General features: G+C 70.7%; 10 protein-coding genes and 1 tRNA gene. 7 read left to right on the top strand and 4 right to left on the bottom strand.

Annotated features, from left to right (window positions below):
* Nucleotides 1-329 precede the first annotated feature (329 nt).
* Complete coding sequence (locus OG782_RS14315) at nucleotides 330-1634, top strand: class I SAM-dependent methyltransferase (RefSeq protein WP_406450906.1); 1305 nt, start codon at nucleotides 330-332, stop codon at nucleotides 1632-1634.
* Nucleotides 1635-1709: 75 nt separating this feature from the next.
* Here OG782_RS14315 and OG782_RS14310 read toward each other — a convergent pair whose 3' ends face one another.
* Complete coding sequence (locus tag OG782_RS14310) at nucleotides 1710-4238, bottom strand: ABC transporter permease (RefSeq protein ID WP_406450904.1); 2529 nt, start codon at nucleotides 4236-4238, stop codon at nucleotides 1710-1712.
* A gap of 101 nt (nucleotides 4239-4339) precedes the next feature.
* Complete coding sequence (locus OG782_RS14305) at nucleotides 4340-5110, bottom strand: ABC transporter ATP-binding protein (protein WP_406450902.1); 771 nt, start codon at nucleotides 5108-5110, stop codon at nucleotides 4340-4342.
* Nucleotides 5111-5461: 351 nt separating this feature from the next.
* Here OG782_RS14305 and OG782_RS14300 point away from each other — a divergent pair, with 351 nt between their 5' ends.
* The 6 genes from OG782_RS14300 to OG782_RS14275 all read left to right on the top strand — a co-directional run bounded on the left by OG782_RS14300 (nucleotide 5462) and on the right by OG782_RS14275 (nucleotide 10906).
* Nucleotides 5462-7873 carry a glycosyl hydrolase 2 galactose-binding domain-containing protein gene (locus OG782_RS14300; RefSeq protein WP_406450900.1) on the top strand — a complete coding sequence of 804 codons (2412 nt, stop codon included), beginning with the start codon at nucleotides 5462-5464 and terminating at the stop codon, nucleotides 7871-7873.
* Between the two features lie 258 nt (nucleotides 7874-8131).
* A tRNA-Leu gene (locus OG782_RS14295) sits at nucleotides 8132-8217 on the top strand.
* 179 nt (nucleotides 8218-8396) lie between these two features.
* Nucleotides 8397-8768 (top strand): DUF4259 domain-containing protein, encoded by a 372-nt coding sequence (locus OG782_RS14290; protein WP_406450898.1) that lies wholly within the window; start codon nucleotides 8397-8399, stop codon nucleotides 8766-8768.
* 76 nt (nucleotides 8769-8844) lie between these two features.
* Nucleotides 8845-9444: a DinB family protein gene (locus tag OG782_RS14285; RefSeq protein WP_406450896.1), complete on the top strand. Its 600-nt coding sequence runs from the start codon at nucleotides 8845-8847 to the stop codon at nucleotides 9442-9444.
* A 139-nt stretch (nucleotides 9445-9583) separates the two neighbouring features.
* The gene (locus OG782_RS14280; RefSeq protein WP_406450894.1) at nucleotides 9584-10471 is read left to right on the top strand and encodes a Bax inhibitor-1/YccA family protein; all 888 of its coding nucleotides are present in this window, start codon (nucleotides 9584-9586) and stop codon (nucleotides 10469-10471) included.
* A gap of 117 nt (nucleotides 10472-10588) precedes the next feature.
* A complete protein-coding gene (locus OG782_RS14275; protein WP_406450892.1) occupies nucleotides 10589-10906 on the top strand; it encodes a hypothetical protein in 318 nt (105 codons plus the stop codon).
* A 95-nt stretch (nucleotides 10907-11001) separates the two neighbouring features.
* Here OG782_RS14275 and OG782_RS14270 read toward each other — a convergent pair whose 3' ends face one another.
* Both OG782_RS14270 and OG782_RS14265 read right to left on the bottom strand, forming a co-directional pair.
* Nucleotides 11002-11856, bottom strand: a complete 855-nt coding sequence (locus OG782_RS14270) for a hypothetical protein (RefSeq protein WP_406450890.1) — start codon at nucleotides 11854-11856, stop codon at nucleotides 11002-11004.
* Nucleotides 11857-12344: 488 nt separating this feature from the next.
* The gene (locus tag OG782_RS14265; RefSeq protein WP_406450888.1) at nucleotides 12345-13565 is read right to left on the bottom strand and encodes an acetyl-CoA C-acetyltransferase; all 1221 of its coding nucleotides are present in this window, start codon (nucleotides 13563-13565) and stop codon (nucleotides 12345-12347) included.
* Nucleotides 13566-13659 lie beyond the last annotated feature (94 nt).

Genomic DNA, 13659 nt, shown 5'->3' with positions numbered 1-13659 from the left:
GTCCGGTCCGCGGGTATCCGCATCCGCGACCGCAGTCGCACAACGCCCGAAGGGGTCGTCCGCCATCCGTGGTGCGGGCGGCCCCTTCGGCGTATCCGGGCGGATCGGTGCGGTGCGGGGCGACGGGGCGTGCGGGCCAGCGCCCCGAAGGATGCATGTGCCATACAGGTATTTTGCCGATCCATTGCGCGGTAGCGGGATGGCCCGGCCCCCGGAGACTGTTGACGGGGGTGTACCTCGCCATGGCGCCAAGGGTGCCGGGGCGTGGTTCGGGACATGTGTGGGCATGTCTGGGCACGTCGGGAAACACCATCACGGAGGTGTACGCCATGGCAGACGCCGCATTGCGGCTGACCGCTCTCGCCCAGGAGTTGCTGGGAGAACCGCTACCGGTCCGCATCCGGGCCTGGGACGGCAGCGAATCCGGACCGCCCGGCGCCCCCGCCCTCGTCGTCCGCAACCGCCGCGCCCTTCGCCGGCTGCTGTGGAAGCCGGGCGAACTGGGCCTGGCCCGTGCCTGGGTGGCCGGGGAGCTCGACATCGAAGGCGATCTGTACGAGGCCCTGGACCTGGTGGCCGGGCTGATCTGGGAGCGCGGCGCCGAGGCCAAGGACAGCGTCCACCCGGTCCGCGACCCCAAGGTGCGGGCCGCCGCCAAGGGACTGCTGCAACTGGCCGGGCCCTGGCTCCCGCCTCCTCCGCCGCCCGAGGAGGTACGCCGCCGGGCCGGCACCCTGCACACCAAGCGCCGCGACAAGGAGGCCATCAGCCACCACTACGACGTGGGCAATGACTTCTACGCACTGGTCCTCGGCCCGTCCATGGTCTACTCCTGCGCCTACTGGGAGGACGGCGGAACCCTTGAGGACGCCCAGCGCGACAAGCTCGACCTGGTCTGCCGCAAGCTCGCGCTGAAGGAGGGCGACCGCCTCCTGGACGTCGGCTGCGGCTGGGGCTCCATGGCCATCCACGCGGCCCGCGAGTACGGCGCCCGGGTCACCGGCGTGACGCTCTCAGTCGAGCAGGCCGCCTTCGCCAGGAAGCGCATCGCCGAGGAGGGCCTGACCGACCGGATCGAGATCCGGGTCCAGGACTACCGCGACGTCAGGGACGGCCCGTACGACGCCATCTCCTCGATCGGCATGGCCGAACACGTCGGCTCGGTCCGCTACCGCGAGTACGCCGACGACCTCTACGCACTCCTCAAGCCCGGCGGGCGCCTCCTCAACCACCAGATCGCCCGCCGGCCGGAGCGGGACGAGTCCGCGTACCACGTGGACGAGTTCATCGACGCCTATGTCTTCCCCGACGGCGAACTGGCCCCGGTGGGCCGCACCGTCGCCACCCTCGAGGAAGCCGGATTCGAGACGCGCGACGTCGAGTCGCTCCGCGAGCACTACGCCCTGACCCTGCGCCGCTGGGTCGCCAACCTGGAGAAGGACTGGGAGCGGGCGGTACGGATGACCTCGCCCGGCCGCGCCAGGGTCTGGCGGCTCTACATGGCCGCATCCGCGCTCTCCTTCGAGCACAACAAGATCGGCGTCAACCAGATCCTGGCGGTGCGCCCGGCGGACGGCGGGGCCGCCCGCATGCCGCTGCGCGCCCGTGACTGGAAGGCCTCCGCGACCGGCTGAGGAAGCGGACGTACGTGAGGGCCGGTACCCGCGCCGCAGCGGGTACCGGCCCTCACCTACGTCAGGCTCCGGCGGCTACTCCGTCTTGATCGCCGTCAGCATGTTCAGCTTCGCGGCGCTGCGGGCCGGCCACAGTGCGGCGAGCACGCCCACCAGCCCGGCCAGCAGCAGGAAGAGCGCGATCCGGCCCCACGGCACGACCAGTACGTACTGCGGGATCTGGGACGCCACGGTCTGTCCGATCGCCCAGCCGAGGAACAGCCCGAGCCCGATGCCGACCAGTGCGCCGAAGAGCGAGATGACCACGGCCTCCAGCCGGATCATGCGCTTGACCTTACGCCGGTCCAGGCCGATCGCCCGCAGCATGCCGATCTCCTGCTGCCGCTCGAAGACCGACATGGCCAGGGTGTTGACGACCCCGAGCACCGCGATGATCAGGGCCATCGCCAGCAGTCCGTACATGATGTTCATCGCGAGGTTGATCGAGCCGCCGAACATGTCCCGGATGTCCTGCCGGTCCATGACGCTCATCCCGGGGTTGTCCCCCAGCGCGTCCACCAGCGCCTGCTCGTGGGCCGCGCTCGCACCGCCGTCCGTCTTCACCCAGATCTCGCGGATGTCCGCACGGCCCTCGTGCGGGGCGACGACCTCGCGGGGGATCAGGACCGGCGAGAGGAACTCGTTGTCCTTGTAGAGCGCGCCGACCTTCAGGTTCTCCTTCTTGTCGTCGTCGTACGTGACCGGGACGCTGTCCCCGGTCTTCCAGCCGTTGGACTTCGCGGTCTTCTCCGAGACGGCGATCTCGCCCTTGTCCAGGGAGTCCATCGAGCCCGAGAGGGTGTCGACGGTGAGGACCTGCTGCACATCGCCGGGGGTGACACCGGACGCCGAGAGCTGGGCGTCGCCGATCTTCAGCCAGACGGCCTGCTGGGGCGAGACGGCGGTGACGCCGTCGGCCTTCTCCAGGGCCGTGAGCGCCGACTCGTCGAGCGCGTCCCCGCTCGCCATCGAGACCATGTAGTCGGCCCTGATGTTGTCCGTCGTCATCTTGTCGACCGCCTGGCCGAGGGTGACGCCGAGCACCGAGATGCCGGTGACGAGGGTGAGACCGATGGCCAGCGCGGAGGCGGTGGCGCCGGTACGACGGGGGTTGCGGACCGCGTTCTGCGCGGCCAGCTTGCCGGAGACCCCGAACAGCCGCCGCAGCAGCGGGCGCACCAGGGCGATCACCGGGCGGGACAGCAGCGGGATGAGGACGATGACACCGATCAGCGCCAGGAAGGCGCCGCCCGCGATGAGGAGCTGGCCGTTCGAGCCGGCCTGTGCCGCGCCGGCCACGACGGCCGCCCCGCCGAGCAGGGTGATGACCGCGCCCATCGAGTTGCGCAGGACCAGGGACTTCACCGTGGCCACCGCGTACTGGCTGTTCATCGCCGCGACCGGCGGGATCTTCGCGGCCCGGCGGGCGGGCAGCCAGGCGGCGAGCAGGGTGATCAGGACGCCGACGCCGAAGGCGGCGACGACGGTGAGCGGGGCGACGACCAGCGGTCCGGCCGGGATCTTCCCGCCGATCAGGCTCATCGCGGAGCGCAGCCCGGTGGCCAGGCCGAGGCCCAGCGCGAAGCCGACGACGGACGCGATCAGGCCGACGACGGCCGCTTCGAGGAGCACCGAGCGCTTGACCTGGCGGCGCGAGGCGCCGACGGCGCGCAGCAGCGCGAGTTCCTTGGTGCGCTGGGCGACCAGCATGGTGAAGGTGTTGGCGATCAGGAAGATGCCGACGAAGAGGGCGATGCCCGCGAAGGCGAGCAGCAGCTTGTTGAGGCTGCCCAGGCCGGACTCGATCTGCTCGGCCTGTTCGTCGGCGAGCGCCTTGCCGGTCCTGGCCTCGGCGTCCTTGGGCAGCAGCGGCTTCACCGCGCTCAGCACCTGCTGGTCGGAGGCGCCGGACGCGGCGGTGACGGCGACGTCCTTGAACTCGCCGGGCCGCAGGAACAGCTTCTGGGCGACGGGGGTGTCGAAGAGCACGAGGCTGCCGCCGGCGTTGACGGCGCCGTCCTCGGTGGTGAAGACCCCGGACAGGGTGTACTCCTTCACCGGCCCGTTGGTGGCGACCCGTACCCGGTCACCGACCTTGTACTCGCCCTTGTCCGCGGTGTCCTTGTCCAGGGCGATGCTGCCCGCGGCGGTCGGGCCCGAGCCGCCGGTGAAGGTGTACTGGGCGTCCTTGCCGTCCTTGCCGGGGGCGAAGTTGGAGCCGGTGTTGGACCAGCCGTTGCCGATCAGCTTGCCGTCGGGGTCGGCGACGCCCGCGAAGCCGTCGACGCGGCCGGTGGCGGTGTCCACGCCGTCCAGCGCCTGGATCCTCTTCAGGGTGGCCGCGTCGATGGCGGGGGTCTTCTCGTCGCGCTGGTCGGCGTGGGTGGTGATCGCGACGGCGACGTCGTCGTAGCTCTTCGCCGACTGGTTGCGGAAGGCGTTGCCGAGGGTGTCGGTGAAGACCAGGGTGCCGGAGACGAAGGCCACGCCGAGCATCACGGCGAGGACGGTCATCAGCAGCCTGGCCTTGTGCGCGAGCACATTGCGCAGGGCGGTACGGAACATGTCTGTCAGTCCTGGGAGGGGAGAGGTTCCGGAAGGGGGCATGGGTCAGGCGTCGCGCGGCACGAGGCGGTGCGACGGAGGCCCTGGGGAGGAGCCGGGGCTCAGCTGGTGCGGCCCTTGGCGTCGAACGCCTTCATCCGGTCCAGCACCCCGTCCGCCGTGGGGTGCATCATCTGGTCCACGATCGCCCCGTCCGCGAGGAAGATCACCCGGTCCGCGTAGGAGGCGGCGGCCGGGTCGTGGGTCACCATCACCACGGTCTGGCCCAGTTCGCGCACCGAGTTGCGCAGGAAGCCGAGGACCTCGGCGCCCGAGCGCGAGTCCAGGTTCCCGGTCGGCTCGTCGCCGAAGATGATCTCGGGCTGCGAGGCCAGGGCGCGGGCCACGGCGACGCGCTGCTGCTGGCCGCCGGAGAGCTCGGTGGGCCGGTGCTTCAGCCGGTCGGCGAGGCCCACCATCTCGATGACCTTGCGCAGCCAGTCCTGGTCGGGCCTGCGGCCCGCGATGTCCATCGGCAGCGTGATGTTCTCCAGCGCGGTCAGCGTGGGCAGCAGGTTGAACGCCTGGAAGATGAAACCGATCTTGTCCCGGCGCAGCTGGGTGAGCTGCTTGTCCTTGAGGGTGCCCAGCTCCGTCTCACCGATGCGCACCGAACCGCTGCTGAAGCTGTCGAGGCCGGCCACGCAGTGCATCAGCGTGGACTTGCCGGAGCCCGAGGGGCCCATGATCGCGGTGAACTCGCCCTGCGGGAAGTCCACCGTGACCCGGTCCAGGGCGACGACCTTGGTCTCGCCCTCTCCGTAGACCTTCGAGAGTTCCGTGGCGCGGGCGGCCACCGCGGTGGCGCGGTGAGCGGTGGACATGGTGGTCACGGGAGACTCCAGGGTCGGGTTCGTACGGGACGGGGAGCCCGTCCGGCGGCCCCCGCCGGTGGCGGGGGCCCGGGACGGGGGCACTACTCCATCGTCTCCGCCGGTCCGCCCCCGGTCGTCACTCCCGGTGCCCGTTCCCGGGGCAGCCTTGAGTCGCACCGCGGGGTCCCGGCGTCCTCCTGCGGTATGACACCGGCCCTGAGAGCGGCCCCGCCCGCTACCGCGGCGGGGCCGTCGGCCCGCGCGGGACGAGCCGGGCCGCCGCGTCCAGGGCGGCTTCCGGGACCCCTTCCCCTGCTACGACCACTTCGCGGCCTGTGCCCGGCTCCCCGACTGCGGAAGGATCTCCGCATGAGCCTTCATCATCTGCCCCTGCACGACGGCTGGACGCTCACCGCCGACGGTCCCGTACCCGTGGGGCTCCCCACCGGGGGCGTACCCGCCACCGTGCCCGGCTGCGTCCACACCGACCTGCTGGCCGCCGGACTCATCGACGATCCGTACCTGGACGACAACGAGAACCGGCTCGGCTGGATCGGCCGCACCGACTGGACCTACCGCACCACCTTCGACTGGACGGCGGACGGGCACGATCACGCCGATCTGCGCTTCGACGGCCTCGACACCGTCGCCACCGTCCTGCTCAACGGCACGGAAGTGGGCCGGACCGCCAACCAGCACCGCGGCTACCGCTTCCCCGTCCGCCCGCTGCTCGTCGAGGGCGCCAACACCCTCGACGTACGGTTCACCGCCCCGTACACCTACGCCGAGGAGCTGCGTGAGCGGCTCGGCGACCGGCCCGGCGCATACGCGGAGCCGTACGCCTTCATCCGCAAGATGGCGTGCAACTTCGGCTGGGACTGGGGGCCGACCCTGGTCACCTCCGGCATCTGGCGGCCGGTCGCGCTGGAGACCTGGAGCGGCCCGCGGATCGCCTCGGTGAAGCTGCTCCCGGACCTGGACGCGGACGGGGTGCCGCGCCTGACCGCCGAGCTGGAGGTCGAACACGACGGCCTCGTACCGCTGTCGGGCGAGGTCGGGGTGATCGGGGCGGGCGCCGTCTTCATCGCCACGGAGGACGAGCACTGCATCTCGGTCACCCTCTCGGTTCCCCAGGCCGAGGTCTGGTGGCCGCACAGCCACGGCGGACAACCGCTGTACGACGTCAAGGTCCGCGTGGGCGACGACGTGCGCCGGCTCAGGACCGGTTTCCGCGCCGTCACGCTGGAGCGGGAGGCGTTCCGGATCTCGGTCAACGGCGAGCCGGTCTTCGTACGCGGCGTCAACTGGATCCCCGAGGACTGCTTCCCGCACCGCGTCACCCGGCAGCGGATCTCCGACCGCCTCGACCGGGCGGTCGACGCCGGGGTCAACCTGATCCGGGTCTGGGGCGGCGGACTCTACGAGAGCGACGACTTCTACGAACTGGCCGACGAGAAGGGCCTGCTGGTCTGGCAGGACTTCCCCTTCGCCTGCGCCGCCTACCCCGAGGAGCAGCCGCTGTGGGACGAGGTGGCGGCCGAGGCCCGGGAGAACGTCACCCGCCTCGCCCCGCACCCCTCCCTCGTCCTGTGGTGCGGCAACAACGAGAACCTGGAGGGCCACGCCGACTGGGGCTGGCAGCAGGAGCTGGGCGACCGCACCTGGGGCCACGGCTACTACCACGAGCTGCTCCCCGCGATCGTCACCGGGACCGATCCGACCCGCCCCTACTGGCCCGGCTCGCCCTACTCCGGCACCGAGGACATCCACCCGCAGGACCCGGCACACGGCACCATCCACATCTGGGACGTGTGGAACCGGGCCGACTATCTCGCCTACGCGGACCGGGTGCCCCGCTTCGTCGCCGAGTTCGGCTTCCAGGGCCCGCCCGCGTACGCCACCCTGCGCCGCGCGGTCAGCGGCCCGCTGACCCCCGACGCCCCGCTCCTGGCCCACCACCAGAAGGCCGGGGACGGAAACGCCAAGCTGCTCCGGGGCCTGGGCGACCATCTGCCGCAGCCGGGCGCGGACTTCGACGACTGGCACTGGCTCACCCAGCTCAACCAGGCGCGCGCCGTCGCGTTCGGCATCCGCCACTTCCGCTCCCACACCCCGTACTGCATGGGCGCGATCGTCTGGCAGCTCAACGACTGCTGGCCGGTCGTCTCCTGGTCGGCCGTCGACGGTGACGGACGCCGCAAGCCGCTCTGGTACGCCCTGCGGAACGTGTACGCGGACCGGCTGATCGCGGTGCGCGACGGAGCAGTCCACCTGGTCAACGACGCCGCCACGCCCTGGGCCGGAACGCTCCGCCTGATCCGGCACGGGCTGGACGGGGCGGTGCTGGCCGAGGAGGAGATGGCGGTGAGCACGGCCGCGCGCTCCGTCACCCGGGTCGCGTTGCCGCCGTCCGTCGCCGAACCGGCCGACCGGACCCGCGAACTGCTGGTCGTGCGCCTCGGCGACACCAGGACGGTCGAGTTCTACGAGGAGGACACCCGCGTCGAGCTGCCGCCGGCCCGCTACGACGTCACGGTGACGGAGAGCGGCGGTGAGACGCCCGGATACCGCGTCGAGGTGACGGCCCGCACCCTTCTGCGGGACCTCGCACTCTTCCCCGACCGGCTGGATCCGGCGGCCGAGGTGGACGAGATGCTCGTCACGCTGCTGCCCGGGGAGAGCACCGTGTTCGCGGTCACGGGCGCGGCGCTTGCGGACCCCGATGCGCTGGGGGTGCGTCCGGTGCTGCGCTGCGTCAACGACAGTGTCGCGAGGCGGTAGTTGCCGCAGGGGTGGCGCGCCCATGGCGATCCATGGCGCGCCACTGGCGAATCGACTGCGCGGGGGAGGCGAGTTTCCGTCAATTCGGATAGCCGTCTGCTGTGGTCGTCATCACGCCCAGGCGTGTGACTATGCCTTCTGGATGTGCTGACGGACCCTCAAGCACTCAATAAAATAGGACAACATCGAGCCACTGTTCGGCTGAGCGGGGGGAGCCCCACGGATAGGGTCATGTGCCAACGCGGAGCCGCGCGCCAAGCCCGGATGGTGGAATGCAGACACGGCGAGCTTAAACCTCGCTGCCCCTCGGGGGCGTGCCGGTTCGAGTCCGGCTCCGGGCACCATTGCGCGCCACGGCCGACGGGGGCCGAGGGGAATTCGTCCCTTTGGCATGCCGCATTTTCTGTTGAAATCCGAACAGAAAATGCGTCCGGCGGACCCGCCCCCGGGTGCCGGAAGCGATGTCAGTGCCCTCTGCTGTGATGGGGATCCGGCAAGGACGACGCGGAGCAGGGGTGCGGGCATGGGTACGTGGGGTGCGGGCAACTTCGACAGCGATACGGCGGCGGATCATCTCGCGGAGCTGACGGGCCGGCTGCTGGCCGAGGTGACGGAGGCGATGGCCGGTGACCCGGTCGGGATCGAACCGGACGAGTACTGGGGCGTGACCGTCCCCTGCAACCTGGAACTGCTGCTCACGCTGAACGGCCACGGCTGGGTGGGGGTGGCCCTCCCGCCCTCCGGGGTGATCCGGCAGTGGCAGCGCACGTTCATGGCGGTGTGGGAGCGGACCATTGACGGGCTGGAGCCGGAGGCCGGGTACAAGGCCGAGCGCAGGGCCGTGCTCACCGGGACGTTCGAGCGGCTGGCGGAGGCCGCGGAGGCGGCCGGATAGCCGGCCGGCCGGACGGACGGGCGGTGCCGGCGGAAAAGCCGTTGGCTGCCGGCGGCGGTACCGGCAGATTGGCTCCATGCCGGAAACAGACCACAAGAAGGACCTGCACCTGTATCTGCAGGACGCCCGTGACGCCTTCCTCTGGAAGCTCGAGGGGCTGGCGGAGTACGACATCCGCCGCCCCCTGACACCGACCGGCACCAATCTGCTGGGACTGGTCAAGCATGTGACCGGAGCCGAGGCGTTCTACTTCGGTGACACCTTCGGGCGGCCGGTCGGGGCGCCGAAGCTCTGGATCGCCGGTGCCGCCGAGCCGAACGCGGATCTGTGGGCCACCGCCGAGGAGTCGCGTGAGGAGATCGTCGCGCAGTACCGCCGGGTGTGGGCCCACTCGGATACGACGATCGAGTCGCTGGATCTCGACGCGAGGGGCCGCCTCCCCGGGGAGGCGGGCCACGAGCTGACGCTCCACCGCGTCCTCGTCCACATGGTCGCCGAAACCCAGCGGCATGCCGGGCACGCCGATGTCGTACGGGAGCTGATCGACGGGACCACGGGGCTGCGGAGCGGGGCCGACAACATGGCGCCCGGTGACCCGGCATGGTGGCGGAGCCACCGCGACCGGCTGGAACGGGTGGCCCGGGAGGCGTCGGGCGCCACCGGGGGAGTGCGCTGAGGTGCGGTGATGCGCGCCGATGAGCGCCGAAGCGCCGCGTTGCGATCGCGGAAAGATCCTCCCCTGGCACTAGGGAGATTGCTTTGCCTACCCATTACTCTTATGGGAAGGCCGCGCTGGGTGGCCATGGAGGAGTGAGATGAGGAGCAGCAACCCGGTCTTCTCGCGACGGGGCTTCAGCCGCGACAACGGTCACGCCGGCTTCAACGCGTCACCGCAGGCCGGGGCCCCCGCAGCGGGCGCCAACCCGTACGCACAGGGCACCGCCCCGAACCCGTACGCCACCAACCCCTACGCCCAGCAGGACACCCAGTACGGCGCCCCGCAGGCGCCGGCGCGCTCCGGGGCGATGACGATCGACGACGTCGTCGCCCGCACGGCGCTGACGCTGGGCACGGTCGTGGCCGGTGCCGTGCTCGCCTGGGCCCTGCTCCCGGTCGACGAGGCCAACCTCGGCAAGTCGTACGGCATCGCGATCGGCGCCGCGCTGATCGCCTTCGTGCTGTCGCTGGTCCAGTCCTTCAAGCGCACGCCCGTTCCCGCGCTGATCATCTCGTACGCCGCCTTCGAGGGCGTGTTCCTCGGGGTCATCTCGAGCGCGGTCAGCACGTACATCGGGCCGGGCGTCGTGATGCAGGCGGTGATGGGCACCATGTGTGTCTTCGCCGGTGTGCTGCTCGCGTACAAGATGCGCTGGATCCGTGTCACCCGCCGGTTCTACGGCTTCGTGATGGCCGCCGCCATGGGCTTCATGCTCCTGATGGTGGTCAACCTGCTGTTCGCCGCCTTCGGTGGCGGTGACGGCCTGGGCTTCCGCAGCGGCGGCCTCGGCATCCTCTTCGGTGTCATCGGCATCGTGCTCGGCGCCTGCTTCCTGGCCCTGGACTTCAAGCAGGTCGAGGACGGCATCGCGTACGGCGCCCCGCGCGAGGAGTCCTGGCTGGCGGCCTTCGGCCTCACCATGACCCTGGTGTGGATCTACCTGGAGATGCTGCGCCTGCTCTCCATCCTCAGCGGCGACGACTAGTCGCGACGGTCCGGGAAACGGCCCGCAGGCTCCTCGACGGAGCCTGCGGGCCGTTTCTGTTGTGGCGGGGCAACGGCCCGTTGGTAACCATCCGGGAGGGGCGCGTAGGGTCGCGGGGTGCTCGATACGACGCCCCTGATCATTGCCGTGGACCGATTCGCCGACCGGCTGCGCGCCGCCCCGCAGAGCAGGCTGCAGCGGGGTGCGGCGGCCGAGGGGCTGGCCGCGGCCAGGGAGCTGTCGGTGCGGGCCCAGCGCATCGAGGCACCGGGCAGGGAGCCGAGGATCATGCCGGACGCCGGGATCTTCGCGATCGGGGACCAGCTCGCCGTCGCGGGGCGGGATCTGTCCGTGGCCATGGAAATGGCCCCGTCAGCGGAGCTGGACGAGGCCGTGCAGTTCGTGGAGGAAGCGGCCGGGCGGGCGTTCGCCTAGGCGGTACGCGCCCGGCGCGGGAGCGCGGGGTGCCCTGGGGCAGCGGCCGGCGAGAGCCGCTGTGCCCGGGATGGGGCCGGCGACCGGTCCGCGGGCTAGAAGCTCGCGATGACGCGGTCGGCCAGTATGTAGACGTTCTCCTTGCCGCACGAGAACGTCAGCGCGTACGCACCGGAGACACCGGAACCACCGAGCAGCACCGGGTGCTCGCCGGCCCGCAGCGATTCGGCCAGACGCTCGGCCGTCTCGCGGTGGCCGGGGGTCATGCAGAGGGTGGTGCCGTCGGCGAACACATAGACATCGAGCGTGCCGAGCGGGCCGGGGCGTACGTCGGAGAGTTCCGTACGGCTGTCGGCCAGCTCCTCCAGGCGGTTGACCGTGCGCTCGTGGTCGGTGACGACGGGTGTCTGCACCGGAACGAAGTCGGGGTGCGAGGGGTGCCGGCGACGGGCCGCGGCCAGCTCGGGGGAGTCCTCGGCGAACTCCGCCGTCTCCGGGAGCTCGGCCATGTCGGCCAGTTCCGTCAGCTCGGCGAGTTCCGTCAGCTCCTCCAGCGCCTCTGTGGCGTCGAGGTCCATCGACTCCAGGCCGACGAAGTCGCTCTGGCGGGGCATGAAGAACGGCGCGTCCTCGCCGATCCCGGCCAGTCCGCCCAGCAGGGAGGGGGCGTCAGCGGCGTCGCGCGCCTCCTGCGAGGCCCAGAACGCACGGGCCTCGGCGAGCTCGCGCTCCCGCTCCTCGGCCAGCGCCTCGGCGACCGCCGCGCGTATCTCGGCGGCGGGGGTGGCTTCGTTTCGGCTCTGAGCGGGTACGGCTGCAGTACGGGCGCGGCCGTCGGCCAGCTCGCTACGCAGGGCGGATACCTGCTTACGCAGCCCGTGAGCGGCGTGCAGAGCAGCAGCGCCCACGGCCGTGGCAGCGGCGGTGGTCAGCAACAGGGCAAGAGGCATGGCGCTCACTGACATACTCCCGGTTTCAATCGATCCCCCGACTTACTACATCAGCTTCGCCTGTGACGGCACCATGTGTCAGTGCATTACGTCACGAATTGGACAGGTCTTTGGGCCTGGGGTTTAGCTCTGATGTGGTTGTGACCTGCGGGAATGACTCTCCCCCAGGAGATAGGTCACATCCTGGGGGAGATTCGGTCACGGTCGGGGCTCGGAACCAGCCACTTCGCCGGGCCCGGGGGTCCGGGAGCGACTTGGCACGGGCCCGGTTCGGACCAGTTCAGCTCGGCTCAGCTCAGCCGCTCGTGCCTTCGGTCGCGTTCGCTTCGCTTCCGCTGCGGGCAGGTGCCGCCCTCGTTCCTCGGGCGACCCCTACCCTCCGCTGCAGCTCAGCTCAGCCGCTCGTGCCTTCGGTCGCGTTCGCTTCGCTTCCGCTGCGGGCAGGTGCCGCCCTCGTTCCTCGGGCGACCCCTACCCTCCGCTGCAGCTCAGCTCAGCCGCTCGATGACCATCGCCATGCCCTGGCCGCCGCCCACGCACATGGTCTCCAGGCCGAACTGCTTGTCGTGGAACTGCAGGCTGTTGATCAGCGTGCCGGTGATCCGGGCGCCGGTCATGCCGAAGGGGTGGCCGACCGCGATGGCGCCGCCGTTGATGTTGACCTTGTCCAGCGGCAGGCCGAGGTCGCGGTAGGACGGGATCACCTGGGCGGCGAACGCCTCGTTGATCTCGGCCAGGTCGATGTCGTCGATCGTGAGCCCGGCCCGCTTCAGCGCCTGCTTGCTCGCCTCGACCGGTCCGTAGCCCATGATCTCGGGGGAGAGGCCGGAGACGCCCGTGGAGACGATCCGGGCCAGCGGGGTCAGGCCCAGCTCGCGCGCCTTGGTGTCGGACATGATGACGAGGGCCGCGGCGCCGTCGTTGAGCGGGCAGCAGTTGGCCGCGGTGACCAGGCCGTCGGGGCGGAAGACCGGCTTCAGGCCCTGCACGCCCTCCAGGGAGACGCCGGCACGCGGACCGTCGTCCTTGGAGACCACGGTGCCGTCCGGGGTCGTCACCGGGGTGATCTCGCGCTCCCAGAAACCGTTCTTCAGGGCTTCCTCGGCGAGGTTCTGCGACCGGACGCCGAACTCGTCCATGTCCTGACGGGTGACGCCCTTGATCCGGGCCAGGTTCTCCGCGGTCTGCCCCATCGCGATGTACGCGTCCGGGACCAGGCCGTCCTCGCGCGGGTCGTGCCAGCTCGCGCCGGACTCCGCCGCGCGGGCGGCGGTACGGGCCTCGGCCTCGGCGAAGAGCGGGTTACGGGTGTCCGGCAGGCTGTCGGAGTTGCCCTTGGCGAACCGGGACACCATCTCGACACCGGCCGAGATGAAGACGTCGCCCTCGCCGGCCTTGATGGCGTGCAGCGCCATGCGGCTGGTCTGCAGGGAGGACGAGCAGTAGCGGGTGACCGTACAGCCGGGAAGGTGGTCCATCCCCATCTGCACGGCGATGATGCGGCCCAGGTTGTTGCCCTGCTCGCCGCCGGGGAGGCCGCAGCCGAGCATCAGGTCGTCGATGTCCTTGGGGTCCAGCTCGGGGACCTTGGCCAGGGCGGTCTGGATGATCGTGGCGGTCAGGTCGTCCGCGCGCAGGTCCTTCAGCGAACCCTTGAAGGCCCGGCCGATGGGCGAACGGGCAGCAGAGACGATCACGGCTTCGGGCATCACGCGGCTCCATGAGGGCTGGAAGGCTGTCTGGCAGGACTGTTCTGGAAGTTACCCGGACGTACTGCTGAGGTCACCCGGCCGGGCATGTGAT

The organism is Streptomyces sp. NBC_00876 (assembly GCF_045207435.1).
Lineage (GTDB): Bacteria > Actinomycetota > Actinomycetes > Streptomycetales > Streptomycetaceae > Streptomyces.
The sequence above is the reverse complement of the archived record's forward strand: the minus strand, read 5'-3'. Positions and strand labels throughout refer to the sequence as shown.